Raw genomic sequence first — 1,230 nt, forward strand, 5'->3', positions numbered from 1 at the left:
GGCGGCCTCAGTGGATCAATGCATCAACTTGTCCGCAAAGGTCAGAGTAGACCTCGCTGGATGACAGGAAGCCGTGGGTTTCGCGGGGCCTGCCGTTGAGTTCGGCGGCGATCGCATCGAGGTCTGCCTGGGTGAGTTTCCTGAGGTCGTGGTACTTGGGCAGGTACTGGCGAAGCAGTCCGTTCGTATTCTCGTTCGAGCCTCGCTGCCAAGGGCTTCGGCTCTCGCAGAAGTAGACCGGCATGCCGGTCTCGGCGGTGAAGGCCAGATGGTCGGCCATCTCCCGTCCGCGGTCCCAGGTCATGGACAAACGCAGCGGCGAGGGGATGTCCAAGGCCGCCCGGGTGAGGTGCGGACGGACGTCGTGGGCTTTGTTGCCATCGGGTAGCGCGACGAGCTTCACGTAGCGGCTGGTGCGCTCGACCAGGGTCGCGATCGCCGAGGGACGTGTGCCCATGATGAGGTCGCCTTCCCAGTGGCCAGGAACGACCCGGTCCTCGATCTCGGGTGGGCGCGCCTTGATCGGGGTCATGTCTTTGATCTGCCCCTGCCCGGTTATCGCTCGGGCCTTCCGCGGGCGGCGCATGAGCCTGGCGGTACGCAGCCGCCTGCTCAGCTTGCGGTCGATGGCTCGGCGCCGAGGGTCATACAGCGACAGGTAGATGGTCTCGTGCGAGACCCGCATGGCCGGCTCATCGGGAAACAGCAGCTCCAGTCGACCAGCGATCTGCACAGGAGACCAGCGCTGGTCGAGCATCTCCTCGACCAGGGCGCGCAGGACGGGCGCGCTTGCCAGCTTCGCCTTCTTGGGACGGTGGCTGCGCTGCAGTGCGGCCACGTCGGCTTCATGCGCGCGATAGGCGTCGCGGCCACCGTTGCGCTGAATCTCCCGAGACACCGTCGAAGCGGGCCGGCGCAGCTGTCTGGCGATCGCCCGAGCGGACAGGCCTGAGACGATCCCACGGGAGATCTCCTCACGCTCCCCGGAGGTGAGGTGGTGCGGCGAGCGCCGCGGCGGTGACACCCTCACGCCACCGGTCTGGCCAAGAAATCGCCGCACGTGCTGGAGCTCGGCGCCCAGACTCCGCGCGATGAATCCGAGCGACGCGCCCTCCTTCCATAGCCGCCACAGCTCGTCCTGCTGCACAGCCGAGAACCCGTAGTCCCGCACTACACCTCCCACAATGACCAAGATCATTATCGGTGATGCATTGATCCCTTGAGCCCAAG

1 protein-coding gene is annotated in these 1,230 nt (G+C 66.0%); it reads right to left on the bottom strand.

Translation table 11 applies throughout. The annotated features are described in order from the left end of the window. Positions 1-7: 7 nt before the first annotated feature. Positions 8-1,171: an IS30 family transposase gene (locus tag ABD296_RS49335; RefSeq protein WP_344285442.1), complete on the bottom strand. Its 1,164-nt coding sequence runs from the start codon at positions 1,169-1,171 to the stop codon at positions 8-10. Positions 1,172-1,230: the final 59 nt, after the last annotated feature.

This window comes from Actinomadura napierensis (genome assembly GCF_039529375.1).
Classification (GTDB): Bacteria; Actinomycetota; Actinomycetes; order Streptosporangiales; family Streptosporangiaceae; genus Spirillospora; species Spirillospora napierensis.